This window comes from Asticcacaulis sp. DW145 (genome assembly GCF_037101385.1).
GTDB lineage: Bacteria > Pseudomonadota > Alphaproteobacteria > Caulobacterales > Caulobacteraceae > Asticcacaulis > Asticcacaulis currens.
Genome location: NZ_AP029024.1, coordinates 2,396,368 through 2,420,737, shown reverse-complemented (window position 1 = coordinate 2,420,737; position 24,370 = coordinate 2,396,368). Strand labels below are relative to the sequence as shown.

Below are 24,370 nucleotides of genomic sequence, written 5' to 3'. Positions count from 1 at the left end.
ACGCATTGAGCCGGAGTGATCGCGTCGTCTAAAAGCTCCTGAAAGGCGCTCATTATCGTATCGGGGACGTAGAGCATCAAAAACCTCCAAACAAGACTAATACGAAACGATCGTCTGTGAGTTCACTTACCAGCCGTGGCCGCGTTCATTATTAAGGCGTGATTTGCGCCGGGCTCTCGGCACTATGGAGTTCGTTGAGAAGCCTCGTCATCTCTATGAGGCGTGCCGCATAGTCTGAAAGCTCATCCGCGGCGCTTAGATTTTCAGTTGCTGATCTCGAATCCGCTGATCTTGCAAGGTCTTCCAGCTTGCTGATCTCCCGCAACAGCTCCCCTAAAGCCCGTGTCATGGTGTTAAGTCGTGCCCCGATCAGAGGCTTGATCTGCTCTAAGGGTATTTTCTTTATTTCGGCCGCTACATCAGCCTGTGACCAAAATGACGGATGAAGTAATAGGGGCGCCCCATGACCGTGAGACGGGCCGTCTTTCGCCGCAACCCAATCCTGGCTTCCGATCATCTCCCCCTCCTTGCTCTTCCCTATCCCCATAATGGGGTGGGTAGGTCCGCTGACCGCGTCCTTATCGGCGACTGGCTGCAAATCCAACCGGTGTCCTGCCTCGGAATCCGTGTCTGAAGAACGCTTCGCTTCCTGATAAGATCATGTATTTTCAGTAAAAAAACACGTGCCGTCACTAACGCCACCCATTTGAAATTACATTGTTATCGTTTTTGGTAAACTTGTGGTTAATTGAAATGCAATCTATGGAACAATTTACTCACAGATCGGGGAGTGGAAGAAGGGGGCGATTGACAAATGACCGAATCGAAATATCGTCGTTATGCATCAATTTTCCGATGCGCTACCGGTTCCGACGCAGTCAATTTGACCGACCTTCGACTGCGTCGGAATTTGCCGGTTTATAACTCCTGGGATTTCAACCTATCATTCAGGCTAAAAGGCGCCGACGCATCGCTTCAGCAACCGCGTGCGCCCGGTTTCGGCATCCAAGTTTGCGAATAGCATTTTTGATGTATGTGGTGACCGTGTCCGGGGCAAAGCCTGTTGAGCGAGAGAGTTCCAAGAGATCAAAGCCAGCGGCAACCCCGCTCAAGCATTTCAACTCACCGCCTGAAATGCCAGCCCGCTGAGACATATCGGCTATGTAGGCCTCACTGAGCTCCTGGTGCACCCAACGACTAACGGCTTCGATCATAAACTGTTCGTCAGCGCTAAAGGGCGTTGCGCGTGTAAAGGTCAGTCCACCAAACCGAACTGTGCCCCTATAGAGGCCAAGACAGGAGCGCAGTGAGATGTTGAAACGCGCTTCTAAACTTCGAATAGGTTGCAGTTCTGGCTGAGACAGCTCTTGATCGGTCAGCGCATACCAGCTCCCCCAGGGCCTGTCTGGCCGGATCATGTGGTGAAGCGGATCAAACCGGATATAGCCTTCTGTCAAATACGCCTCAAGGAACGCTTTGGGCATATCGCTGGCGAGAATAACGCCTGCGCCTACGCCCAGCCCCGGATAATTGAGCCCTGAGATGCAATAGTGCTCAAAGCGCACCAAGGCGCGCAATTTCGCAATCTGGGCGGGCTCAGCTACGTTTGTGCCGAGGTGCGTTGCCGCAATTTGAGCAACGGCCTGGGCTTTAGCGTCAATCAGTTTTTCGGCAACATAGGTGGGCAAGGCAAGACCCCCAAGACAACCTGGCGCGATTGTCAGGCTAAGTGAATTTTTTAGGGGCTTCAACCGTAAACGCGGGCCTAAGTCAGATGTCTAATCCGGGACCAGCGTTCTCTAGACGTGCCCCTCCTCAAGTACAGCGCTTACGACTTCTAGAAGATCGGTTGCTTCGAAGGGCTTCCTCAGCTGGGCGTTAACGCCGAGCTTTGTGGTCGCTGCCAGCACATCGTGATTTCGTACGGCCTCATCAAGACCCGCAGACATGGCAATGACTGGCACCTGAGGCCATGTCCGCCTGATCGAGCGAATGCCTTTGAAGCCTCCCATACCTGGCATAAACATGTCGCACAAAACGAGGTCTACGTGCGCAATGTCCACATTGGCGAACGCATCTTCCATGGTTTCACTCGTTGTGACCCGATATCCGATAGCGCTAAGGACGCGCTCGCAGATCATCCTGATGGGAGCGCTATCTTCAATTATGAGAACATGTTTGCGTCGCTTCAGACCAGCGCTTTTGTCAAATGTCTGTTGGAGGATGACCTCAATATCGGAAGCGTTGAAGGGCTTTTTGAGCATGAAGTCAGCCCTCGCAAGCCGGGCTTTTGATACCGTGACGTCCACGCACTCTGTCTGCGATCCTGCGGTCATAAGGACGAATACCGCTTGGGGCGCGAGCTTGCGCAGGCTGTCCACGAAAAGAAGGGCATTGTGATCACCGAGGAAGACGTCGAGGAAGACCGCATCGACCTTGAGTGTTTTTAAATGTTGAGCCCCCTGCGCCAAACTAAGCGCAAAGTCGACCTCAAAGCCCATGTCTCTGATCATCCGCCCGATAATCCTCGACTGGATCTGGCTATCCTCGATGATAAGCGCCCTGGCCACTTCGTTACACCACCTCTATCGGGTCGTTTGTTGAGTAACTAATCAATCCCCAAACGGGGAGTAGCGGGCATTGTTCAAAAAGACCTTAACGCGAAGGGCAGATATGTGTTTATGGCAGTGCATCTCGCACTCAAGGCTGTGCCCCCATTATGGCTGCAACGCCCCGATCAAATGGGAAGGCAAAGCGTGAAGGGGCTCAACCTATTTGGGCTTTTCTGGTCTTCGTCAGAATTGCAAAAAATGGCGCGGCAGACGCAATATGCCGACAAAATGCTACTTGCCGAAAAGAGCTACGGTTTCAGCCTGGACCTCTGGTGTGAAGGAAATCCTTGAAACTTTCATAATTTGGAAGTATTGAGAATTTTATGAGCGTGTTAGACGACGTAATTAGATTTAGTGGTTATACCGAGCGGATTCTAAATGAGCGGCAGCTAGCCGACATTCTCGGCGGAAGTGCTGCGCGTCGTTACGGCATTGTAAACCGAGCGCTTAAAAGTCGAAGTCTGATACGGATTAAGCGCGGGCTATATGTTCTGCCGACTCATCTCAGCTCAGCGCCGCTTCACCCTTTTGTCGTCGCGCAGGCTCTTCATCCTGGCAGCTATGTTTCTTTTGAAAGTGCACTCGCATTTCACGGCTGGATCCCTGAAGCGGTTCTACAAACAGCGTCGGTCACCCCTGGGCGCAAATCATTTGGCTATGACACAGAGACGTTTGGGAGCTTTACTTTTCTGCCGTTGGCCTTGCAGTCCTACCAGTTTTTGGTTGGTGTTGAAAGCAAGCGCTTGGGTCAGGCGACGGCGCTCGTTGCCTCACCTGTGCGCGCGCTGATGGATATCGTGGCGTACCGCAAAGTTAATTGGCAGGGCTTGTCGTGGATTACTGACGGCTTGAGGGTCGACATTGATGAGATGACTGGGGTCGATCCCCGAAAACTCGAAGAGTTGCGCCACGTCTATAAGCACGCAAACACAAAGGAGTTCTCAAACAAGCTCTACGAAGCCTGCCTGAAGAGCAATGGATCGAAGCGATGATAGAGATCATCCGTCAAAAACTGAATGAGTACAATGTCGTCAACACGCTTGAAGAGGAAAATGCCCTTAAGGAAATCCTTCAGGAGATCGCGCTCCACGCGCTTTGGCGTGCAGACTTTTTCGAGAGAGCGTTGTTTCAGGGGGGGACGTGCCTGCGCATTCTACACGGCCTGCCCCGATTTTCTGAAAATCTTGATTTTATCCTGCGGGAGCCGAACCCGTCCTTTGAGCTTCAACCGTACTTGAAAACCCTATCCGAGGTCTTCAATCAGTTTGGTCTCAGGCTTGAGATCATATCGAAAGAACGCATGGACAGTGTCATTCGGGAGGCGGTAATCAAAGATACCGCTATCGCGCGCCAACTTGACCTGAGTTTTGCCAACAGTCGGCACAAAACGATCAAAATCAAACTGGAAATCGATACAAATCCGCCAGTGGGTTCAACAGAAGCGAAAACCTATCTAGATTTTCCGACGGATTATGAGGTCAGACATCAAGACCTCGCGTCAAATTTTGCCCTGAAGATACACGCGCTTCTTTGTCGGCCATATGTGAAGGGGCGCGATTGGTTCGACTTCTCATGGTATGTCGCCCGACGCGTTATGCCTAATCTTACGCTGCTCTTAGCAGCCTTGCGGCAAAAAGGGCCGTGGGCAGGCCAGTCTGATCTTGATGTTGATATCAACTGGCTGAAAACCGTCCTTGCGGACAAGATCGACACCATCGCGTGGAGCGACGCAACGGAGGATGTCAGGCGCTTCCTGCGAGCCTCCGAAGCGAAATCGCTCGATTTATGGGGCGCGACGTTCTTTCACGCACGCCTTCAGAAAATTCTCCCTACAACCCCATAAGCGCAGGTTTCTTGCTGACGACCTGGGATGGGCTTGAAACCCGACATTGACCTCGACCGATTAATCGATCCATTCGATGAAAGCCTTCACGGTAGTGACCGCCGCAGTGACGTCGGCAGGCATTTCGCTTAGGGTTTCGGTTAAGCCATAGAGGTTGGTAATGGCGTCCGGAGCCTTAGGCTCAAAGCCCAGCGCTTCGGTCACAAAGGCAGGGAATTTGGCCGCATGTGCGGTAGACAGAACGATCTGTCCGCCTTTGGCTTCGCCCGTTTCGCGACGCGTCAGGGCCGCCGAAAGCGCTACGGCGGTATGCGGGCAGATCACCTGACCGTATTTTTCGTAAGCCAGCTTGATGGTAGCCTTAGTCTGATCTTCGGAAACGGTCGAGGCTGAGACCTCGGATTTCAGCGCCTCTTGCAGATGTCCGGACAATGCCACCTCACCGGACTGCCCGAAGGCATTAAATAGGTCACGCGTCGCGTCCGCGTCACGGCCGGAGGCTTCAAAGACCAGCCGCTCAAAGTTTGACGGCGCCTGCACGTCCATCGAAACGGAGGCCGTTTCGACGGCCTGACGGCGCACATAGCGGCCGTTATTGATGGCCTGATTGAGCGCGTCATTACGGTTCACTGCAGCGTGCAGATGACCGACATTGCCGCCAATCTGGCGCGCCACCCAGCCGGCAAACGCGTCGCCGAAATTGCCCGTAGGCACGATAAATTCCGGCTTGTGGAGGCCCGAATGGGCCGCGGCGGACAGATAATAGGGTACCTGCCCCAGAAGGCGGCCCCAGTTGATCGAATTGACCGAAGAGATCAGGCCCTGAGCTTTCAAGGCGGGCTCTGACAACAACGCCTTTACGATCTTCTGGCAGTCATCGAAATCGCCGTTGACCCCGACATTCAGCACATTGTCGGCCTGAACCGTCGTCATCTGCAGGCGCTGCACGGGCGAAACGCGACCCAGCGGATGAAAAACGATCAGCTTGACGTGTTCTGAGCCGGCGAAGGCGCGCACCGCGGCCGCACCCGTATCACCAGAGGTGGCGGTTACCAGAGTGAGTTTTTCGCCGCGCTGTGCGAGGGCGGCATCGGTAAGCGGGGCCATCATCTGCATGGCCATGTCTTTGAAGGCGTGGGTCGGGCCGTGGTAGAGTTCGAGCAGATAAAGATCGTCTTCCAGTCGCGTCAGCGGCACGGCCCCATCGCGCAAAAAGGCGTCTTCGGTGCGCTGAGCCGCCGCCTTGACCGCCTGATCGCCCAGAACGCCCACGCCGAAGAGGTTGAGGAGTTTCACCGTCAGGTCAGCATAGCCACCATTCGAGGCCGCTGACAGGTCGAAATCCGGAGTCGGCCACGCCTGAGGTACATAAAGCCCGCCATCGGGGGCCAGACCGTCTAGCAATGCGCCCGCAAAGCTGCGTTGCTCTTTGAAACCGCGCGTGCCGATATAGTTCATTTTGTTACCATTTCTTAAAAGCATTCAAACCCTTCTTGCTTCGCGAAGGGATTGTCCGCTAATAGGCGCAAGGGCGCTGCCCGCGATAAAACACTCGCGGCGGGCCTATCATTTTCAGACGCCTGAGAAAAGACTTTCCATGACGGTCGCCGCCATAAAATCGGACTTTCCGGCGCATATCGCGCAGGCGAAGCGCGTGACGCTGAAGGTCGGCTCGGCTCTCATCGTTAATCCGCAAACGGGGGCGGCCAATACTTTGTGGATGCGCGGCCTGGCTGAGGACGTGGCGCGGCTGAGGCGGGCCGGGGTCGAGGTTATGATTGTCTCCTCCGGGGCAGGCGCCCTGGGGCGGCGTTATCTGGGGCTCACGACGAGGCAGTTGCCGTTAGACCGGAAACAGGCGGCAGCGGCGGCAGGTCAGCCCATCCTGATGCGCGCCTGGGATGAGGTTTTCTCCGAACACGGAATCAAGGTGGCCCAGGTCCTTCTGACGCGTGAAGACACCGAACGCCGCCGACGCTGGCTAAATGCCCGTGAAACGGCAGATACGCTCCTGAAGCTGGGGGTTGTTCCCATCGTCAATGAGAACGACACGGTGGCAACGGAAGAAATCCGCTATGGTGACAACGACCGGCTGGCGGCGAGGGCGGCCATGTTGGTCCGGTCTGAAGCCTTAGTCCTTTTGTCGGACATTGATGGGCTTTATACCGCTGATCCGCGTAACAATCCGTCAGCGGAACATATTCCCATCGTTGACGCCATTACGCCAGAAATTGAAGGCATGGCCGGAGGCGCCAATGCGGCCGCCGGGGTGGGCACGGGCGGTATGGCGACCAAGATTGCGGCCGCACGCATTGCCGGGGCGGCGGGCTGCTCGACCACCATTATGAACGGGCTGGCTCTGCGGCCGCTGTCGGCGCTCAGTCAGGGCGCTCGCTATACACTCTTTGTGGCGCAGGCATCTTCCGGTGCCGCCTACAAAGCCTGGATCGCCGGGACGGTGGTGCCGGCAGGGCAAATCCATATCGATGCCGGGGCTGCCAGAGCGCTCGCGTCCGGCAAATCGCTTCTGCCTTCAGGCATCAGCTCGGTCGTGGGTCTCTTTGACAAGGGTGACAGCGTCTCGATCCTGCACGACGGTCGCGAACTGGCACGTGGCATCGCTGCCTATAGTTCAGACGATATTGCCGCCATCAAGGGTCGCGCGAGCAGGGACATAGAAGGTCTTCTGGGGTACACGTCAGGTGATGAGGTCATACACCGGGACGATATGGTGATGGTGTGAGCGCTCAATGGCGCTCACTGTATCGCAAGACAATCCATCTGGGATAGCAAAATGGACACCAACGGCAATCTGACCCACCTCATGACTGACCTGGCCGCTAAAGCCAGGGCAGGTGCTGAGGCGCTACGTCTTTCCGGTCCGGACGCACGCACACGGCTGATCCTCAGCGCGGCCAGACATATCCGTGCTCAGCAGGACGCTATTTTGAAAGCCAATGCGGCCGATGTGGAGGCGGCCTCCCAGAAGGGGTTATCGAGTGCGATGGTCGAACGTCTGGTGCTTAACCCAGATCGCGTAGAAGCCATGGCCAGGGGGCTCGAAGACGTGGCGGCCCTGCCCGATCCGGTGGGTAAGGAACTGGCGCGCTGGGAACGTCCGAACGGCCTCGATATTTCCCGAGTCTCTACGCCCATCGGCGTCATTGGCATCATCTATGAATCGCGCCCGAACGTCACGGCTGATGCGGCAGCTCTTTGTATCCGCTCGTCAAATGGCGCAATCCTGCGCACCGGTTCGGAGGCGCTGAACTCGGCTAAAGCCATTTTCGTCGCGTTTGAACAGGCCTTTGCCGAGGCCGCTCTGCCTGCCGCCGTACAACTGGTGCCGACGGCTGATCGTGACGCTGTGGGCCTGCTTTTAGGGGGGCTCAATGAGGCGGTTAATCTGATTATTCCGCGCGGCGGCAAGTCGCTGGTGGCACGGGTGCAGGCCGAGGCGCGTGTGCCGGTTCTGGCCCACCTGGAGGGCCTTAATCACACCTATGTCCACGCGGAAGCCGATCCGGACAAGGCTGTCTCGATCGTGCTGAATGCCAAGATGCGCCGCGTCTCGGTATGTGGAGCGACCGAAACGCTTCTGATCGACAAGGCCGTAGCCGAGACCTTGTTGCCGCGTATCGCTCTCGCCCTGATCGAAAAAGGCTGCGAACTGCGCGGCGATGAAGCCGCGCGCGCCATCCAGCCGATGGTCGAGGCCACTGAAGACGACTGGCGCACCGAATATCTCGACAAGATACTGGCTGTGCGGGTGGTGAGTGGTTTAAGCGAAGCGGTCGAACATATTCGTAGCTTTGGCACGCAGCACACCGAGGCCATTATCACCGAAGACGCCGAGGCCGCCGAAGCCTTTCTCAATGAGGTCGATTCAGCCATCGTCATCTGGAATGCCTCGACGCAGTTTGCCGACGGCGGCGAGTTCGGACTGGGCGCAGAAATCGGGATTGCAACAGGGCGCATGCACGCGCGCGGTCCCGTTGGTGCCGAGCAACTGACGACCTTCAAATACGTCGTGCGAGGCAGCGGTCAGACCCGCCCCTGACGCCCACCCGAGCGCGCTTATGAATGCGCGCTTTGGTTTTTAACGGATCTGTCACGCGCCTGTCTTCAAATCAGCCTAGGTCCTGCCCATAAAAACTCAGGGCGGAGACCTTTAATGGATAACAGGTTGTTAACGCACGCTGGGGTCTTATGGGCGCCACAATATCAGGATCCGGCATTTATGGCGGCGCAACCAAGAAAGCGCATCTTTCTGCCTCTCGGTCTGGGCCTTCTGGTCCTGATCGCGCTCGCCCTGTTGTCTCCCGGGGCCCACTGGCTCGTATGGCTCGCCGTCGGCATCCTCGCCGTAAGCCTGTGGGTGACCTATGCGGAACTAAAGCGGCATAAGACTGCGGTCATCGAAGACGTTGTAGCCGTGCCTGAGCGCGTGCGCGTTCAGCCGGAAGGCCCAAGCTTTCAGGAGGTGCTGCGCGCCATCCCCGACCCGGTGATGATTGTTTCGGGGATCGAACCCAATGACATTGCCGGCCGCTGGGTCGTATTCGCGAATAAGGCCGCTGTTGACGCCTTCGGAATCGCTAAAGAGGGGGGCCTGCTCGTGTCCTCACTGCGCTTTCCTGAGGTTCTGGAAGCTGTCGATGAAGCCCTTTTTGGTAATGTGGCGCGTGACACCGTTTTTGAAACCTCAGGCGCGCAGGATAAGTTCTGGCGCGCCTGGACCTCGCCGCTGCCGGTTACAGAGGGCGGCCTGCGGCGTCTTGCCCTCCTTGTCATCCGGGACGAAACCGATATCCGACGGATTGAGCGCATGCGCGCCGACTTCCTCGCCAATGCCTCGCACGAACTGCGCACGCCCCTGGCTTCGCTGACCGGCTTCATCGAAACCCTGCGCGGTCATGCCAAGGACGATCTGAAGGCGCGGGATAAATTCCTCAACATCATGGCCTCCCAGGCCGATCGGATGGGGCGCCTGATACAGGACCTTCTGTCTCTAAGCCGCATTGAGATGAACGAGCACGTGCCGCCGTCGGGTGAGGCTGATATCTCGCTTTGCGCGCGCGACGTAATGGATAGCCTCAGCATTCTGGCCAAGGAGAAGGGGGTAACAGTCAGCGTAAATGGCCCTGCGCCTGGTCAGTATTTTCTCACCGCTGATCGTGATCAGGTCGTGCAGGTGGTGCAGAACCTGTCGGATAATGCGCTGAAATATGCACCCTCCGGCTCAACCATCGACATTGAGATATTCACCGACTGCACACTTGAAGAGGCCTTCGGGGCGCGTGATCCTGCCGCGGCCAAACTCGTCCTCCTAAGGCCAGATCAGCGCGGATCCTGGTATACGGTGGTGCGTGTGACAGACCGTGGGCCCGGTATCCGGCGTGAGTTTTTGCCACGCCTGGCGGAGCGTTTTTATCGTGTGGAGGGTCAGAAATCCGGTGACCGTCTGGGTACGGGGCTCGGTCTTGCGATTGTCAAGCACATCATCAACCGTCACCGGGGAGCTTTGCTCGTCGAGTCCGTTGCTCAGCCCTCTGAAGGTGAGGACAAGTCGCTACTGCCCTATGGGGGCCTCGACCTTGTGCCTACAGGCAGCGTGGAGACCTATACAAGCTTTACGGCCTGCTTCCCTCAGCCTGGGCGTTACAGAGAAAGCCCGGCCATCGGCTTTGTGAACGCGCGCTGAGTGAAAAATGACAGTTTTGCCGTGATGAACGGCATGGTGTAATAAGCCTGTCACAAATTCAACATATGGGCTTTCGTCAAGGATAACGCGTCATGAACAACCACATCGTCAGAACCTACGGCGAAGAACTCGACCAGCTCAGCGCAGAAGTCATGCTGATGGGCGGGCTTGCCGAGGCACAGGTGGCCGACGCGGTCGAGGCCGTGGCGCGGCGCGATGTAGCGCTGGCACAAAGCGTCATTGAGCGCGATCGCAAGCTCGACGAGCTGGAGCGTGACGTCGAGCGCAAATGCATCCGTCTAATTGCGCTTCGCCAGCCCATGGCCGCTGACCTTCGCAAGACCGTCGCTGCGATGAAGATCGCGACCTCGCTTGAGCGTACGGGGGACCTTGCCAAAAATATCGCCAAGCGTTCGCTGGTGATTGCGGAGGCTGAGCCTCTGTCGCCGCTTACGCGCTCGATTGAGCGCATGGGGAAACTTGTATCATCGCGCCTGCGCGATGTGCTGGATGCCTATAAGGCGGCCAAGCTCGACATGGCCATGGCCGTGTGGACATCCGACACCGAGGTCGACGAGCATTATAACGCGCTCTTTCGTGAGCTTTTGACCTACATGATGGGTGATCCGCGCACCATTTCGGCGTGCACCCATATCCTATTCATGGCCAAGAACCTGGAGCGGATCGGCGATCACGCGACCAATATGGCCGAGCATATTCACTACGAAATCACGGGCGAAGACTATGTCGACGATCGCCCGAAAATGTCCACCCTATAGGGGCCATCAGGAACTGTCATGAGCGTAAAACCCTACATCATTGTCGCCGAAGATGAAGACGCCCTGTCCACCCTTCTGCAGTACAACCTCGAAAAAGAGGGCTATGAGGTAGGGGTCGCCACAGATGGTGATGAAGCCCTTATGATGATTAATGAGCGGCAGCCAGATCTTCTTGTCTGCGACTGGATGATGCCTAAGGTGTCGGGCATCGAAGTCACCCGCCGGTTACGCGCGCAGACCGAAACGCGCAACCTGCCCATCGTCATGCTGACGGCGCGTTCGGAAGAGACGGACCGGATCCGCGGCCTTGATACGGGAGCGGATGACTATGTCATTAAGCCGTTTTCTATGGTCGAACTTGTCGCGCGCATTCGTGCGGTCTTGCGCCGCATCCGTCCGGGTCTCTCAGAAGACCGTGTGATCTTCGGCGAAATCGTCATTGATCGCCTGTCGCACCGGGTTCAGCGTTCGGGTCGCGATGTCCATCTGGGACCGACGGAATATAAGCTTCTCGACTATCTGATGCAGCATCCCAAGCGCGTGTTCAGCCGCGAACAATTGCTGGATGCGGTGTGGGGCAACGATGTCTATGTCGAAGCGCGCACGGTCGATGTGCATATCGGTCGACTGCGAAAGGCGCTCAATGGCGACAGTGATTATGATCCGATCCGCACTGTGCGATCGGCCGGCTATTCCCTCGATATGCAAGGCTGATTAACCGCGTTTCGTCGCGGTTATTTCACGGATCCATGCGATAAAAAGGCATGGAAGCGCAATTCCCTGATGAGGCGGATGAGGTGATCCGCCTGGGCGGCCCCATGCCGGACTTTATCCGCTGGATACTTGTCGGCGCGGGTCTTTTCGCCTGCGTCATGGTCGTCGTCGAACTGGGGCGGGGCCTTTGGCCTCTGTCCCCTTTCAGCCTGTTCTTTGGTTTGATCATCGCCGGTGGTCTCTTCGTCGGGCTCGCCTTCATCATTTTTGGCGGCCTCGCGCCGGATGAACAGTGGGAGATCCGACCAGGTCTTCTGACACTGACCTGGTCGCGCGGCCAGCATCGTCTGGAGCACCATTACACAGCCGAAGATCTTGAGACCCTGACGGTAGTGCGCGATGACAGTGGCGATGGGCCTGACACCTGGCATCTTTTGGCGCAGATAAGGCTCGAGAGCTCCAAGCTCATCTCGCTACAGACGCATCCGGTATTCGCCGGGGTGCGATGGCTCGCCTATTTGCGGGCGCCGCTCGCAGGTCTCGGCAAAGGTGCAGCCTTTCATGACCGGATACGCTCTCCCGGTCTGACGACGGACGCGGCGGCGCAAAGGGCGCTTTTGGTTTTCTTCGGCGATTCAAAACGATTGCAGTAGCGCGATCCTCAAGACTGCCGGTATGGTGTCCCTCATATAAGCAGAGGGATCTATGGATACGCCGCAAACCTTTACTGCCGCCGAACGCCGGGTAACCGTCATTGCCCTGATGATCGTCTTTCTGTTGTCGGCGCTGGATCAGACCATTGTGTCCACGGCCATGCCTCGCATCGTGGCCCATCTGTCAGGCCTTGACCTCTATGCCTGGGTAACGACCGCCTATCTCCTCGCCTCGACCGTAATGGTTCCGATCTATGGCAAGCTCTCAGACATTTACGGGCGAAAGCCCATCCTTGTCATCGGTGTCGTTATCTTCATGCTTGGTTCTGGCCTGTGTGGCCTTGCCGGTGAGTTTGGTGACCTCCCGGTTCTGGGGGGGGGCATGGTGCAGCTTATCGTGTTCCGCGCGGTCCAGGGGCTCGGTGGGGCCGCCTTGATGACCTCGGCCTTTGCGGTGATCGCCGACCTTTACCCGCCGCGTGAGCGCGCAAAGCTCGGCGGGCTCTTTGGGGCAACCTTTGGCATTGCAAGTGTCATCGGTCCCCTTATTGGCGGCTTTTTCACCGATATGGGCACGGTTCAGATCTTCGGTCTGCCGGTCGCCGGCTGGCGCTGGGTCTTCTACATCAACCTGCCTCTGGCAGGGCTCGCCCTCTTCATGATTCTCGCCAAAACCCCAAAGCTCCTGCACCGCACCGGCGGCAAGATCGATTTTGCCGGAGCCATTCTTCTGGTGGCCACCTTCCTGCCCTTTCTGCTGGGCCTGAGCCTGGGCGGTACGGACGGATGGACCTCGCCAGTGGTGCTGGGGCTCTTCATCGGTGCGTGTGTCGCCCTGATTGCCTTTCTGGCCGTCGAGGCTAAGGTCGAAAACCCCATTTTGTCCTTGTCTTTGTTCCGTAACCGCACCTTTGCCAGTGCCAATCTGGCCTCCGTGCTGATCTTCATGGCCTTTATGGGCCTCGTTTCCTTCCTGCCGCTTCTGATGCAACTGGCACTCGGTCTGTCAGCGACCGTATCGGGGCTGGCGCTTATTCCTCTGACCGTGGGTCTCATTGCCTCAGCCACCTTGTCTGGCCTTCTGGTGCACAAGTTCGGCAAGTACCGCCTGATTATGCTGGGGGGCTCGGCGCTGACCGCGCTGGGTGCGCTTTGTCTGGCAACGCTTCCGAATACGGCCGGAGCCTGGGACGTGGTCTGGCGGGTCGCCCTTATCGGTGTCGGGTTGGGGCCGGCGCAAAGCCTGTTCAATTTGGCCGTTCAGAACGCTGTTGAGCGTCGGGAACTGGGCGTGGCGACGAGCGCCGGTCAGTTCTTTCGTCAGATAGGCTCGACCATCGGCGTGGCCGTCTTCGGAGCGGTCCTGACCCACAACCTGATGGTTATGGCGCCGAAGGCCAGTGTCGCGCACGAGCAGGTTCTGTCCCTGGCGGAACTTGAGCGCATGGCCCTGGCCAGCCAGACAGATGGGTCCGTTCAGTCGGGAGGGCCAAAGGTGGCGCTTGATCCGGTGGTGCGTGATACGATCTCTGAGGCGATTAAAGGTGTTATGTTTGCGGGATTTCTGGTGTCGATCCTGGGGCTTTTAGCCACGGGCCTGATCCCGGAACTGCCGCTGAAGTCGCTCCGCGATCCGGAACCGTTAGGAGAGGCGCCAGGCGAGCCCCCCCGCGAACCGTCACCGGAATAATCTCAGACACTGACCTTGCGCCAATTGCCTTCTCTTCCCATCCTGAGTAGGAAGACGACACAGAAAAAAGGTTGAGCAGATCATGGCTTCAAGCCCCCATATCATTGATGGTTCCGACGCCACCTTCGTGAACGACGTGCTCGAAGCCTCTCAGACCGTACCCGTCATCGTCGATTTCTGGGCGACCTGGTGCGGGCCTTGTCGGCAACTCGGCCCCGCTCTGGAAAAGGTCGTCACCGAAGCCAACGGTAAGGTGAAGCTGGTCAAGATCGACGTCGACAAGAACCCGGCCATTGCCGGACAATTGCGCGTGCAGTCTATTCCCACCGTTTATGCCTTTGTGGGAGGCAGACCGGTTGACGGGTTTATGGGGGCTAAGCCCGAATCCGAACTTCGAAGCTTTATTGAAAAGCTGGGAGTCGGCGCAGATGATGGCGCCCCCTCCATAGAAGATGCGCTGGCGCTTGCGGCCCAGTCACTTGAGCAGGGCGACCTCGGTGGCGCCATGGAGGCCTACTCTTTTGTGCTCGACCAGGATCCGCAGAACCTGAAGGCGATCGCCGGGGTCGCTAAGATGTATATGAAGGTCGGTCAGCCCGAGCAGGCCAAAGCCGTTCTCGATCAGGCGCCGGCCGACGCCAAGGACGCGGACATTCAGGGTTTGCGCGCCGCCTTAGAACTCTCTGACGGGGCGCCGACAGCGCTTGAGGAACTGCGCGCACGCCTCTTCACGGATCCGTCTGACCATGGTGCCCGCTATGACCTTGCCCGTGGCCTTGCCGGACAAGGTGAATTATCTGTGGCCATTGACGAACTTCTGGCGATTATAAAGGTCGAGCCAGATTGGGAGAATCAGAAGGCGCGTGAATATCTGTTCAAGATTTTCGCAGCCGCAGGTCAGATGTCTGACATCACAAAGGCGGGTCGACGCAAGCTGTCGTCCCTTTTGTTCAGCTGAGGAGCCCGCTTATGGCCGAAATAGAAATTGAAACGCCCGCCAGTGATTCCCCCGTGCCTGATACGTCTGAAATCGACCCGCGTCTCTTAGAAGCCCTCGTCTGTCCGGTCACCCGCCGGGCGCTGACCTATGACCGGGTTGCTCAGGAACTGGTCTCCCCCACGGCGGGCCTCGCCTTTCCTATTCGCTCAGGCGTGCCCATTATGCTCGTTGATCAGGCACGACGCTTTGAGCCGCAAAAGACTTAATCTTCGCCCTGGGCGCCAGCTTTTTCGAGCTGACCGCTTCAACGGTTTTGTCTAGCGAACGCGCCAGAAGGGGTTCTGCCGGCGGCTCGGCATAGTCCACCAAAGACTGTGATTGCTGCTCGAATCGGTCTGACATGGTCGCCTCCTTTCGGGTGAAGGTAACGATGGCAGGCACAAACTAAAGTTTCACTATGAAAGTCCATGCCCGCCGCATAAGGACGGTATCGCCAATTTGCGATTTTAATAAAGATTGCTTATATTGCGTGCATGCTCCCGACTCTGCGCCAGCTCCAGTATCTTAAGCTTCTCAACGAGCACAAAAGTTTCGTCGCCGCGGCAGAGGCTGCCTTTGTTTCGCAGCCGGCTCTTTCTTCCGGCATTGCCGAGCTCGAAAAGGCCCTGGGCGTGAGGCTTATTGACCGCACACGCGGTCAGGTGATCATGACCGCCATTGGTGAGGATGTTCTGCGCCGCGCGGAGGATATCCTGGCACGGGCCGAAGATCTGGTCGAAGCGGCAAAAGGCGCCAATCGTCCCCTGGCCGGGCGCTTTCGCCTCGGTGTGATCCCGACGATTGCCCCTTTTCTGTTACCGCAGGCTCTTTTGAAACTGCGGCAGGAGTTTCCGCAACTGCGGCTTTTCTTGCGGGAAGATCAGACCTCACGTCTGATCGGCTCTCTGAAAAGCGGAAGCCTTGATGCGGCGGTGATTGCCTTACCGTATGATTTAAGTGGGCTTGATCATGCCTTCATCTGCAAGGACGAAATTCTGGCGGTTATGCCAAAGGACCACCCCCTCTCACATGAGGCAGAGGTCGAACCGGAAGCGCTTAAATCATCTGAACTGATCTTACTTGAGGATGGGCATTGCCTGCGCGATCATGCGCTCGCCGCTTGTCAGTGGAATGCGCCGGGCGCCAGTGACGTCAATCAATCGCTGAACGGCGGGTTTGCCGCAACGTCCCTGAACACGCTGGTCCAGATGGTTGATGCCGGGCTCGGGGTGTCGCTTTTGCCGGAAATGGCTATCGAGGCGGGCCTTGTTGAACGCTCATCCGTCGCCGTTCGCCACCTGCGCTCAGACCACGCCTATCGCGACATCGTCGTGATCTGGCGGGCAGGCTCGTCGCGCTCGGCCGAGGCGCGGCTGCTGGCGGGGGTTATTGGGAGGGCTTAGACGGCCTCTCCCCGCAAGAGTTTTGGCAGGTCCCCGGTTGCCCCGCCGGCGTCCTCCATAAAGAAGCGTCGGGCGGGACCTATATTGTTGACAATGCCCATGCCGATATCGCGAAGAGGCCTGATCAGCGGATTATTGTTTGAGAAGAGATGCACAAAGGCATCCATAATCAGCGAGGTCGACACGTTCTCAAAACGTCGCCACCGGGCATAGCGTTCAAGCACGATTTCAGAGCCTAAATCCTCACCTAATCGTGCGGCCTCGACAAGCACTTCAGCGAGCGCCGCCGCGTCCTTCAGACCGAGATTGAGGCCCTGTCCTGCGATGGGGTGAATCCCGTGCGCGGCATCACCCAGAAGGGCAATGCGTCCCCGGTACATGTTTTCGGCCAGCGCCATCGACAGGGGATAGATAAACTTAGGACCGGCGAGCTCAACCTCGCCCAGAAAATCCCCAAACCTCTGCATCAGATGCGCCTGAAAAAGCTCAGGTCTGACTTCAAGGAGCGCTTTGGCCTTGGCGTGGCTCTCCGACCAGACGAGGCACGCTCGATTGTCTGTCAGAGGCAGAATGGCGAAGGGGCCAGACGACAGGAAATACTCGTACGCCACATGGTTATGCGGGTACTGCATCTTAACCGTCGCAACAACCGCGCTCTGTCCATAGTCGCGCTTTATAGTCTTGATGCCAGCGTGTTCGCGAAGGCCGGATTTTCGACCCTCTGCCGCAACCGCCAGGGGCGCGCTGATGACCTCGCCTGTGCTTAGACTGAGGCGAATATGGTTTGCCGTCTCCTCAATTTGGGTGACACTCGCCGGGCAGATGACGCGGATGCCTGCTTTGACGACTGCCTCGTAAAGAACGGCTCGGATATGTCGGTTTTCGAGCATATAGCCCAGTGGCTCGTTGCCGGATCGGTCTGAGATTTCCGCGGCATTAAAGTGAAGAAAGAAGGGCGACGGCGCCCTGGTCGCGGCGCCCGGCAGGTGCGCGTCTGTGACGACAATCTCGTCCATTCGGCAGGCATAGCCCTCAAGCGCCTCGCCGACCCCCAGGGTTTGCCACTGTCTGAAACACGAATAGGCGATAGCCGAGGCGCGCCCATCAAAGGTCGGCTCAATCTGTTCAGAGAGAGGCTGCCGCTCAACAAGAAGCGGGGTAAGTCCCGCCTTCGCCAGCGATAATGCCACGGTCATACCGGCCATACCGGCACCGACGATGATGATTTGCGCCTGAGTGTTCATGTTTTCAATTCTAAACCGACATGGAGGGGATCGCATTACAAATATTTCAGTAGCGACGCATTGGCGCAGCCTTCTAAGATGCGCTGATCGGGGGCGTTCCTATGCTGACAAGACGACACTTTCAAACTCTCGCTGCGGCCGCGTGCGGTGTCACCGCCTCGGGCCTGGCCTCTGCGGCTGATACGCCTTTCGATGGGATCTGGACCGGTCTCTTAAGCGCCGGCGCGGTTCGCCTGACCCTGAGGCTTGAGATTCGCGGGCAGACGGTGACGCTCATTAGCGTCGATCAGGGAAATGCCAGAATTCCGGCAACCAGCGTCGATATTGAGGACGAGCACATCAAGCTCTCTTTCAAAAGCATCAAGGCGAGCTTTTCAGGCGCGCTCACGAGCGAGCGTCATATCGACGGCACATTCACGCAAGGTGCACCTTTGCCTTTGCGTTTTACCAAAGGTGACAAGGCTGAAGCCCTGCCACCACCCGTGGTCGCTCCGCTCACGCGGGAGGTTTTGAACGATAAACGCCTCGCCGCCTACACGCCGGGCATGGTGGCGGCATGGGCGTCGGGGTTTGCATCTGATGTTTTAGCTGACGGCGCTCGCTCAAGTGGTGATGAAATCAGCGTTCAGCCGCAGGATCAGTGGCACTGGGGATCGATCACGAAATCGATGACCGCTACGCTCTGTGGTCGCCTTATCGACAAAGGGGTCCTCTCGTGGTCGACAACCGTGGGCGATGTCCTCGGAAAGCCTGACGGGCGGGTGCCAGAGCCCTTTCGTCAGGCAAGCCTCCTTCATCTGCTGAGCCACAAAGCAGGCCTTCAGGCAAACCTCGATCTGATGAACTTCGTGTTCTTTACGCGCGATGCTCTGACAGATCCCCGCGAAGAGCGCCTTAAATGGGCGCTTACAGCCCTGAAGCAAAAACCGGTCGGTCCGCTGGGCGCCCAGCATCTCTACTCAAATAACGGCTACATCATCGCTGGTGCGATGCTTGAGGTCCTGACAAATAAGCCCTGGGAGGCGCTGATTGAGGCGGAGGTCTTTACGCCTCTTGGTCTTAAAAGCGCGGGATTTGGGGCCCCAGGTCACTTCCGCCAAAGCGATCAGCCCTTAGGTCACCTGGTGCAAGGACACAATAGAAAGCCTGTTGAGGCGGGACCTGGGGTATCGAACGACAATCCCGTGGCGCTTGGTCCAGCCGGACGCGTACACATGTCTGCACCTGATATGTTGCTCTATCTTCAGGCCCACCTCAATCAGCCGTCAGGCTTTCTCAAGGCTGAAACCTGGGATACGCTTCATAAGGCGCATTTTGGTGATAGCTATGCCCTGGGCTGGGTTATCCGCGATGATGGCACCCTATGGCACAACGGCTCAAATATGATGTGGTATGGCGAAGTCCTGATTGATCAAAGGAATAAGACCGTCGCATGCGTCTGCGCCAACGATGCTGCCCCCGACACGCAACTTGCGGTCTCAGGCCTCCTTGCCTCTGCCAATGCCGCAGCCGTTAGTTCGAAGGGGGATGGCTGAGCGTATCGGCCATCCGTGCTGCGAAGGCTCCAAGGGGCGGCGGGAAAGACCTTCGCTCATCATAAGAAGGGAGCGAAGGTCTTTTAATCGCGCTTAGTAGGGCCTCGTCTTCTGCCACTGCGCCGCCGTGCGGATGATGGTCTCTGCGTCTGAGTATTTCGGTGACCAGTCAAACGTCGAGCGGATCTTGCTGACATCGGCGACGAGGATTTCCGGATCCCCATCGCGGCGTGGCCCGACACTGTGGGGCACGGGCATGCCCATAATGGCTTCGGCAGCTTTTATCACTTCCAGGACCGTAAGCCCTTCACCCGTTCCGACATTAAAGGCATCGCTTTTGCCGCCAGCCAGAAGATAGCGGATGGCTTCGACGTGGGCATTGGCGAGATCAACCACGTGAATATAGTCGCGGATGGGGGTGCCATCCTTCGTGGCATAGTCATCACCAAACACCGTCAGTGCCTTGCCGGTGCCGAGCGCGGCCTGACAAATCAGGGGAATGAGGTGGGTTTCGCAGCGGTGGCTTTCACCCACCTCGCCTTCGAGGTCAGCGCCAGCCGCATTGAAGTAGCGTAACACCACATAGTTGAGATCGTGGGCCTGGGAGAGCCAGTGGAGAGCACCTTCAAAGGCGAGCTTGCTGTCGCCGTAAGGATTGATCGGCGCTTTAGGATGATCTTCCGCAATCAGTCGCGTCTGCGGCACGCCGTAGGTGGCGGCGGTCGAAGAGAAGACCAGGGCCTTGACGCCGCCCTCAACGAGGTGGGACGCAAAGGCGGTCGCAGCGGCAACGTTATTATCATAGTACTTGGCCGGGTCCTTTGTGCTCTCGCCAACCAGGGAGAAAGCGGCAAAATGGATGGCGGCCTTGATGTCATAATCAGAAATGGCCTTCAAAACCGCTTCCCGATCACGGATATCGACTTCAATCAAAGGGCCCCATTTGACTGCTTCTTTGTGACCGGTCGAAAGATTATCGATCGTGACCGGTAAGAAGCCATTGGCGGCGAGAATTTTGCAGGTTTGCGACCCGATATAGCCGGCGCCACCGGCAACGAGGACTGCAGTGCTCATTCAAAAACCTCAAAAGAATAGTGTCTGAAAAATATAGGCGAAGACGCTAGTTCAGGGCTGAATGCCCAGCAACTCAATTTTGAATACAAGTACGCTATTAGGCGGAATGGGGCCAGCACCCGTTTCGCCATAGCCCAGCTGAGCGGGGACGTAGAGCTCCCAGGTTTCACCCGTCTTCATCTGCGGAACCGCAATCTTCCAGGCCTCGACGAGACCATCAAGAGGCATGGCGGCCGGAACGCCGCGGTCGTAGCTTGAGTCAAAGACCGTACCATCAACGAGGCGGCCCTCGTAATGGATCTTGACCGTATCCCTCAGCGAAGGCTTTGGTGCGTTAGGATCCTTTGCCGGCGTAATCACCTTATAGAGAAGACCCTTTGGCAACTTCTGGACACCCGGTTCCTTTGCCTTTTCAGCCAGAAAGGCTTCGCCCGCCTTGATATTGGCTTCACTTGCCGCTTCGGCGGCCGGATCAGTGCGATTACAGGCGCCAAGAGGCAAGGTCATTGCGGCGAGTAATAGAAGACAGACTGGTCTTATCCATTTAAAAGTCATTGATTTTCCTCTATTCCATTCTAAGCGCATAGCCAGTGGCGCGTAGCCCCTCGGCAATCTCGTGGGCATGGCGCGCATCCTGGGTTTCGACCAGGATATCAAATTCAGCGCCTTTTGCCGGAACGTCCAGGACCAGGCGATTGTGGGCGACATCTACAATATTCCCGCCTTTACGCGAGATAACGTCCGCCATCAACGACAACATGCCGGGGCGGTCATCACCCAAAATGCGATAGGTCACAAGACGCTTCTCACGGACGAGCTCGCGCTGCAGGACCGAGGCCAGAAGACGCATGTCGATATTGCCACCACACAGTACAAGGCCAACCTTTTGCCCTTCAAACTTTTCAGGGTAGCGCATAACAGCCGCAAGGCCTGCCGCACCGGCCCCCTCGGCGACCGTCTTCTCGACATTGACAAAGGCGGCAATCGCCCGCTCAAAATCGGCCTCATCGATAACGAGCACGTCATCGACCAAGGGGTTTGCGACTGAAAAGCTTAAGTCCCCGACCTCGCGAACGGCGATGCCTTCGGCTATGGTCGAGCCCCCGGTTGGCATGTTGAGCCCACGTCGGCGGGCCGCGAAAGAGGGGTACATGGACGCCTCTACACCGATAATCTTTATCCAGGGTTTGAGCGCCTTAGCCGCCGTCGCCATACCGGCAATCAAGCCGCCACCACCAATCGGTATGACGAGGACGTCAAGGTCTGGCACAGCGTCCAGCATTTCAAGCGCCAGTGTCCCTTGCCCTGCCATCACATCATAGTCGTTAAATGGATGGACATAGACGCCACCGGTCTGGCGACAAAGACCCTGGGCGTGCGTTGACGCCTCATCATAGGTCGTCCCTTCAATGACGACGCGCGCACCGTAAGACTGCGTCTTCTGCACTTTCACAAAGGGCGTGCCGTGAGGCATGACGATGGTTGCGGGTATTGAAAGTCGCTGGGCGTGGTAGGCTACGCCCTGGGCATGGTTGCCCGCAGATGCGGCAAAGACGCCGCGGGCGCGCTCCTCATCCGTCAGGGCTGAGAGCTTATTGAGCGCGCCGCGCTCCTTGAAGGCAGAGGTGTACTGTTGGTTTTCGTACTTAATCCAGAGCTTGGTGCGCGTCATCGCGCTCAGCTTTTGGGAGAAGGCGAGAGGGGTCTCAGCTATATGCCCCTTCAGTCGCTCCGCGGCCGCCCGGATCGCTTCAAGATCTACGCTCATCTTGGTTCACACACACCAATGTCAGTTGTCTTCCCTTAACAGAGACAACCCGACCAACCCAAGCCTAAAAAGGCACATCAGAAAGCCCAAATCAAGAAAGTAACAAATGAAATCAAAAAGGAAAATTTTAAGGGGTAATTCAACAGAAACTGCCATTTTTACGAAATTTCACAATCAATCTGATATCAATTCGTCGAAAATGGGCCTATATCGCTGAAATCGAAGTATGCGAGTGTCTAAAATGACGAAATCTGGCGACGACTTCTACTCCCCCGCATCCCATGGCTTTGTTCGGATCGCCTGTGCGACCCCGAATGTCCATATCGCGAACCCTCAGATGAACCTCAATGCGCATGTGGATCTGGCGGCAAAGGCCGATAAAGCCGGCGTAGACGTCCTCGTCTTTCCTGAGCTCAGTCTGACCGGCTATACGCTCGACGACCTGTTCTTACAAAAGACGCTTCAGGACGCGGCATCAGAGGCGCTTCTTGGGCTGATGCGGGCGTCCGAAGACTGGCGGTGTCTGATTGTGTGCGGCCTGCCGCTGGAGCTTGGCGGATCACTTTATAACTGTGCTGCGGTTGTCCATCGGGGCAAACTCATGGGCCTCGTCCCAAAGACTTTCCTGCCCAACTACCGTGAGTTTTATGAGAAGCGCTGGTTTGCGAGCGGGCATGGACTGGATACCCTGATCGATTTTAAAGGCCAGAGTGTGCGCGTCTCTACCCACCAGCTGTTTCAGGCCGGGGCGCTGAACGCTTTCACACTTGGCGTAGAGATCTGTGAGGATATGTGGGCGCCCGACACGCCCGCCACACCCCTTGCGCTCTCCGGGGCTACGATCATCGTCAATCTTTCAGCCTCACCAGTGACCGTCGGAAAATCGAGAGTGCGAAAACGTATTTGCGAAGCCACGTCTGAGCGGCTGATATGTGCCTATGCGTTCACGGCCTCTGGTCCGGGTGAATCGACCACGGACCTCGCGTGGGATGGGCAGTCACTCATTTACGAACTCGGCCAGCTCATTAGCGAAGGTGAGCGTTTTTCAAGCCAGACCCTGACCATAGCGGATATTGACGTTGACCGCATCAGGCAGGAGCGGCTTCGCACCGCAACCTTTGCCGACGCGCGCCGGTTTAACCCGCACCCGGCTATAGGCGTGCAGGTCTTTGAGGAAGCTCCGCACGACCTTAGCGATTTCTATCGCTCGGTCGAACGCTTTCCTTACGTGCCAAATGAGCGCGAGCGTCTTGATGAAGACTGCTTTGAAGCTTTCAATATTCAGGTCCACGGCCTCATGCGACGCATTGAGAGCACAAAGTCTCAGAGCGTCGTGATCGGTGTTTCAGGCGGCCTTGATTCTACCCATGCCTTGATTGTTGCCTGCAAAGCCTTTGATCGCCTGGGCCGGCCCCGATCAGAGATCCGCGGATATACGATGCCGGGCTTTGGCACGACCTCAGGGTCGAAATCAGACGCGCATAAGCTCATGCGGGCCCTGGGCGTCACGGCGGAGGAAATTGATATCCGCCCCGCATCAAAACGCATGCTCATGGATATAGGCCACCCCTACGGCCAGGGGGAACGCGTTTATGATGTCGTCTTTGAGAATGTGCAGGCCGGCTTGCGGACCGATTTCCTGTTCCGGCTTGCAGGACAGCATAAGGGCTTTGTGGTCGGTACCGGAGATCTCTCCGAGCTCGCGCTTGGCTGGTGCACCTATGGCGTCGGCGACCATATGAGCCACTACAACGTCAATTGCGGGGCGCCCAAGACCCTGATCCAGCATCTCATCCGCTGGGCGGCGCGCACGGAGTTTGACGCCAAAGCGGGCCGCGTTCTGCGCTCGGTCCTTGAGCGGGAGATTTCTCCGGAACTCGTGCCGGTTGAGAACGGGCAGGCCCAGCGCACCGAAGACAAGGTGGGGCCTTACGCCTTGCAGGATTTCACGCTCTACTACCTCACCCGCTTCGGGCTTAAGCCTTCAAAAATCGCCTTCCTCCAGTATCACGCCTGGAAGGACGTGGCCTCAGGCCACTGGCCCCCAGACTATCCCGAAGCCGAGCGGCGATCTTATGATCTGGCAGAGATTCGTAAGTGGATGGAGGTTTTCCTCTTCCGCTTTTTCACGATTTCTCAGTTTAAGCGCTCTGCCGTTCCCAATGGCCCTAAGCTGATTTCCGGCGGGGCTTTAAGCCCCCGCGGTGACTGGCGAGCGCCCTCTGACGGTGAAGCGAGCCTCTGGCTTGAGGAGCTGAGAGCGGGCGTCCCGGTCCAGTAATCTCATCCTGGATTCACGCACCACAGTCCCTGGAAACCGGGCGTAGGTGCGGTCATCGGTTCCTCTGTGGCCCGGTTCTTGTGGCCTCGTC

At 57.3% G+C, this 24,370-nt stretch carries 23 protein-coding genes; 15 read left to right on the top strand and 8 right to left on the bottom strand.

The annotated features are described in order from the left end of the window. Positions 1–151 precede the first annotated feature (151 nt). From AACH73_RS11060 to AACH73_RS11050, 3 genes are all read right to left on the bottom strand, one after another. A complete protein-coding gene (locus tag AACH73_RS11060) occupies positions 152–517 on the bottom strand; it encodes a hypothetical protein (protein ID WP_338734984.1) in 366 nt (121 codons plus the stop codon). Positions 518–947: 430 nt separating this feature from the next. Beyond that, positions 948–1,688: a LuxR C-terminal-related transcriptional regulator gene (locus AACH73_RS11055; RefSeq protein WP_338734983.1), complete on the bottom strand. Its 741-nt coding sequence runs from the start codon at positions 1,686–1,688 to the stop codon at positions 948–950. Between the two features lie 111 nt (positions 1,689–1,799). Continuing rightward, entirely contained in the window at positions 1,800–2,570 is a 771-nt protein-coding gene (locus AACH73_RS11050; RefSeq protein ID WP_338734982.1) for a response regulator, read from the bottom strand. A 111-nt stretch (positions 2,571–2,681) separates the two neighbouring features. On the opposite strand from AACH73_RS11050, the gene AACH73_RS11045 reads away from it, so the two are divergent. The 3 genes from AACH73_RS11045 to AACH73_RS11035 are packed head-to-tail and all read left to right on the top strand — an operon-like array spanning position 2,682 to position 4,455. Continuing rightward, a complete protein-coding gene (locus tag AACH73_RS11045) occupies positions 2,682–2,903 on the top strand; it encodes a hypothetical protein (protein ID WP_272739664.1) in 222 nt (73 codons plus the stop codon). A 32-nt stretch (positions 2,904–2,935) separates the two neighbouring features. Continuing rightward, positions 2,936–3,604 (top strand): hypothetical protein, encoded by a 669-nt coding sequence (locus tag AACH73_RS11040; RefSeq protein ID WP_338734981.1) that lies wholly within the window; start codon positions 2,936–2,938, stop codon positions 3,602–3,604. Continuing rightward, positions 3,601–4,455: a nucleotidyl transferase AbiEii/AbiGii toxin family protein gene (locus AACH73_RS11035; protein ID WP_338734980.1), complete on the top strand. Its 855-nt coding sequence runs from the start codon at positions 3,601–3,603 to the stop codon at positions 4,453–4,455. The genes AACH73_RS11040 and AACH73_RS11035 overlap by 4 nt, the downstream gene beginning before the upstream one ends. A gap of 60 nt (positions 4,456–4,515) precedes the next feature. Here the strand turns inward: AACH73_RS11035 and thrC are convergent, their stop codons facing one another. Beyond that, positions 4,516–5,913 carry a threonine synthase gene (gene thrC / locus AACH73_RS11030; RefSeq protein WP_338734979.1) on the bottom strand — a complete coding sequence of 466 codons (1,398 nt, stop codon included), beginning with the start codon at positions 5,911–5,913 and terminating at the stop codon, positions 4,516–4,518. A gap of 139 nt (positions 5,914–6,052) precedes the next feature. Here thrC and proB point away from each other — a divergent pair, with 139 nt between their 5' ends. The 10 genes from proB to AACH73_RS10980 all read left to right on the top strand — a co-directional run bounded on the left by proB (position 6,053) and on the right by AACH73_RS10980 (position 16,377). After that, positions 6,053–7,198, top strand: a complete 1,146-nt coding sequence (gene proB, locus AACH73_RS11025; RefSeq protein WP_338734978.1) for a glutamate 5-kinase — start codon at positions 6,053–6,055, stop codon at positions 7,196–7,198. A gap of 51 nt (positions 7,199–7,249) precedes the next feature. Continuing rightward, complete coding sequence (locus tag AACH73_RS11020; RefSeq protein ID WP_338734977.1) at positions 7,250–8,515, top strand: glutamate-5-semialdehyde dehydrogenase; 1,266 nt, start codon at positions 7,250–7,252, stop codon at positions 8,513–8,515. 180 nt (positions 8,516–8,695) lie between these two features. After that, positions 8,696–10,159 carry an ATP-binding protein gene (locus AACH73_RS11015; RefSeq protein WP_272739658.1) on the top strand — a complete coding sequence of 488 codons (1,464 nt, stop codon included), beginning with the start codon at positions 8,696–8,698 and terminating at the stop codon, positions 10,157–10,159. 92 nt (positions 10,160–10,251) lie between these two features. Further along, positions 10,252–10,938, top strand: a complete 687-nt coding sequence (gene phoU / locus AACH73_RS11010) for a phosphate signaling complex protein PhoU (protein ID WP_272739657.1) — start codon at positions 10,252–10,254, stop codon at positions 10,936–10,938. Positions 10,939–10,956: 18 nt separating this feature from the next. After that, positions 10,957–11,652, top strand: coding sequence for a phosphate regulon transcriptional regulator PhoB (gene phoB, locus AACH73_RS11005; protein WP_272739656.1), 696 nt, complete (start codon positions 10,957–10,959; stop codon positions 11,650–11,652). Positions 11,653–11,702: 50 nt separating this feature from the next. Then, entirely contained in the window at positions 11,703–12,305 is a 603-nt protein-coding gene (locus tag AACH73_RS11000) for a hypothetical protein (RefSeq protein ID WP_338734976.1), read from the top strand. Positions 12,306–12,357: 52 nt separating this feature from the next. Next, positions 12,358–13,995: an MDR family MFS transporter gene (locus tag AACH73_RS10995; RefSeq protein WP_338734975.1), complete on the top strand. Its 1,638-nt coding sequence runs from the start codon at positions 12,358–12,360 to the stop codon at positions 13,993–13,995. Positions 13,996–14,077: 82 nt separating this feature from the next. Then, positions 14,078–14,953, top strand: a complete 876-nt coding sequence (gene trxA, locus AACH73_RS10990) for a thioredoxin (RefSeq protein WP_272739653.1) — start codon at positions 14,078–14,080, stop codon at positions 14,951–14,953. Between the two features lie 11 nt (positions 14,954–14,964). Beyond that, positions 14,965–15,201, top strand: coding sequence for a Trm112 family protein (locus AACH73_RS10985; protein WP_272739652.1), 237 nt, complete (start codon positions 14,965–14,967; stop codon positions 15,199–15,201). Positions 15,202–15,468: 267 nt separating this feature from the next. Continuing rightward, positions 15,469–16,377, top strand: coding sequence for a LysR substrate-binding domain-containing protein (locus AACH73_RS10980; RefSeq protein ID WP_338734974.1), 909 nt, complete (start codon positions 15,469–15,471; stop codon positions 16,375–16,377). Here AACH73_RS10980 and AACH73_RS10975 read toward each other — a convergent pair. Further along, positions 16,374–17,621, bottom strand: a complete 1,248-nt coding sequence (locus tag AACH73_RS10975; protein WP_338734973.1) for a UbiH/UbiF/VisC/COQ6 family ubiquinone biosynthesis hydroxylase — start codon at positions 17,619–17,621, stop codon at positions 16,374–16,376. The two genes, AACH73_RS10980 and AACH73_RS10975, sit on opposite strands and share 4 nt — an antisense overlap. A gap of 101 nt (positions 17,622–17,722) precedes the next feature. Between AACH73_RS10975 and AACH73_RS10970 the strand changes: the two genes are divergently transcribed. Next, positions 17,723–19,156, top strand: coding sequence for a serine hydrolase (locus AACH73_RS10970; RefSeq protein WP_338734972.1), 1,434 nt, complete (start codon positions 17,723–17,725; stop codon positions 19,154–19,156). A 93-nt stretch (positions 19,157–19,249) separates the two neighbouring features. On the opposite strand, the gene galE is transcribed toward AACH73_RS10970, so the two are convergent. From galE to AACH73_RS10955, 3 genes are read right to left on the bottom strand one after another with little or no spacing between them, the layout of a single operon-like run. Continuing rightward, entirely contained in the window at positions 19,250–20,230 is a 981-nt protein-coding gene (gene galE, locus AACH73_RS10965; protein ID WP_272739648.1) for a UDP-glucose 4-epimerase GalE, read from the bottom strand. A gap of 51 nt (positions 20,231–20,281) precedes the next feature. After that, positions 20,282–20,785, bottom strand: coding sequence for an FKBP-type peptidyl-prolyl cis-trans isomerase (locus tag AACH73_RS10960; protein WP_338734971.1), 504 nt, complete (start codon positions 20,783–20,785; stop codon positions 20,282–20,284). Between the two features lie 10 nt (positions 20,786–20,795). Continuing rightward, positions 20,796–21,998, bottom strand: a complete 1,203-nt coding sequence (locus AACH73_RS10955; protein WP_338734969.1) for a threonine ammonia-lyase — start codon at positions 21,996–21,998, stop codon at positions 20,796–20,798. Between the two features lie 241 nt (positions 21,999–22,239). On the opposite strand from AACH73_RS10955, the gene AACH73_RS10950 reads away from it, so the two are divergent. Beyond that, positions 22,240–24,279, top strand: a complete 2,040-nt coding sequence (locus AACH73_RS10950; RefSeq protein ID WP_338734968.1) for an NAD(+) synthase — start codon at positions 22,240–22,242, stop codon at positions 24,277–24,279. Positions 24,280–24,370 lie beyond the last annotated feature (91 nt).

Bases quoted from the DNA above. Each gene is read 5' to 3' on its own strand.
- AACH73_RS11060 (WP_338734984.1), bottom strand. From the start codon at position 517: ATGATCGGAAGCCAGGATTGGGTTGCGGCGAAAGACGGCCCGTCTCAC.
- AACH73_RS11045 (WP_272739664.1), top strand. From the start codon at position 2,682: ATGGCAGTGCATCTCGCACTCAAGGCTGTGCCCCCATTATGGCTGCAA.
- AACH73_RS11040 (WP_338734981.1), top strand. From the start codon at position 2,936: ATGAGCGTGTTAGACGACGTAATTAGATTTAGTGGTTATACCGAGCGG.
- AACH73_RS11035 (WP_338734980.1), top strand. From the start codon at position 3,601: ATGATAGAGATCATCCGTCAAAAACTGAATGAGTACAATGTCGTCAAC.
- thrC (WP_338734979.1), bottom strand. From the start codon at position 5,913: ATGAACTATATCGGCACGCGCGGTTTCAAAGAGCAACGCAGCTTTGCG.
- proB (WP_338734978.1), top strand. From the start codon at position 6,053: ATGACGGTCGCCGCCATAAAATCGGACTTTCCGGCGCATATCGCGCAG.
- AACH73_RS11020 (WP_338734977.1), top strand. From the start codon at position 7,250: ATGGACACCAACGGCAATCTGACCCACCTCATGACTGACCTGGCCGCT.
- AACH73_RS11015 (WP_272739658.1), top strand. From the start codon at position 8,696: ATGGCGGCGCAACCAAGAAAGCGCATCTTTCTGCCTCTCGGTCTGGGC.
- phoU (WP_272739657.1), top strand. From the start codon at position 10,252: ATGAACAACCACATCGTCAGAACCTACGGCGAAGAACTCGACCAGCTC.
- phoB (WP_272739656.1), top strand. From the start codon at position 10,957: ATGAGCGTAAAACCCTACATCATTGTCGCCGAAGATGAAGACGCCCTG.
- AACH73_RS11000 (WP_338734976.1), top strand. From the start codon at position 11,703: ATGGAAGCGCAATTCCCTGATGAGGCGGATGAGGTGATCCGCCTGGGC.
- AACH73_RS10995 (WP_338734975.1), top strand. From the start codon at position 12,358: ATGGATACGCCGCAAACCTTTACTGCCGCCGAACGCCGGGTAACCGTC.
- trxA (WP_272739653.1), top strand. From the start codon at position 14,078: ATGGCTTCAAGCCCCCATATCATTGATGGTTCCGACGCCACCTTCGTG.
- AACH73_RS10985 (WP_272739652.1), top strand. From the start codon at position 14,965: ATGGCCGAAATAGAAATTGAAACGCCCGCCAGTGATTCCCCCGTGCCT.
- AACH73_RS10980 (WP_338734974.1), top strand. From the start codon at position 15,469: ATGCTCCCGACTCTGCGCCAGCTCCAGTATCTTAAGCTTCTCAACGAG.
- AACH73_RS10975 (WP_338734973.1), bottom strand. From the start codon at position 17,621: ATGAACACTCAGGCGCAAATCATCATCGTCGGTGCCGGTATGGCCGGT.
- AACH73_RS10970 (WP_338734972.1), top strand. From the start codon at position 17,723: ATGCTGACAAGACGACACTTTCAAACTCTCGCTGCGGCCGCGTGCGGT.
- galE (WP_272739648.1), bottom strand. From the start codon at position 20,230: ATGAGCACTGCAGTCCTCGTTGCCGGTGGCGCCGGCTATATCGGGTCG.
- AACH73_RS10960 (WP_338734971.1), bottom strand. From the start codon at position 20,785: ATGACTTTTAAATGGATAAGACCAGTCTGTCTTCTATTACTCGCCGCA.
- AACH73_RS10955 (WP_338734969.1), bottom strand. From the start codon at position 21,998: ATGAGCGTAGATCTTGAAGCGATCCGGGCGGCCGCGGAGCGACTGAAG.
- AACH73_RS10950 (WP_338734968.1), top strand. From the start codon at position 22,240: ATGACGAAATCTGGCGACGACTTCTACTCCCCCGCATCCCATGGCTTT.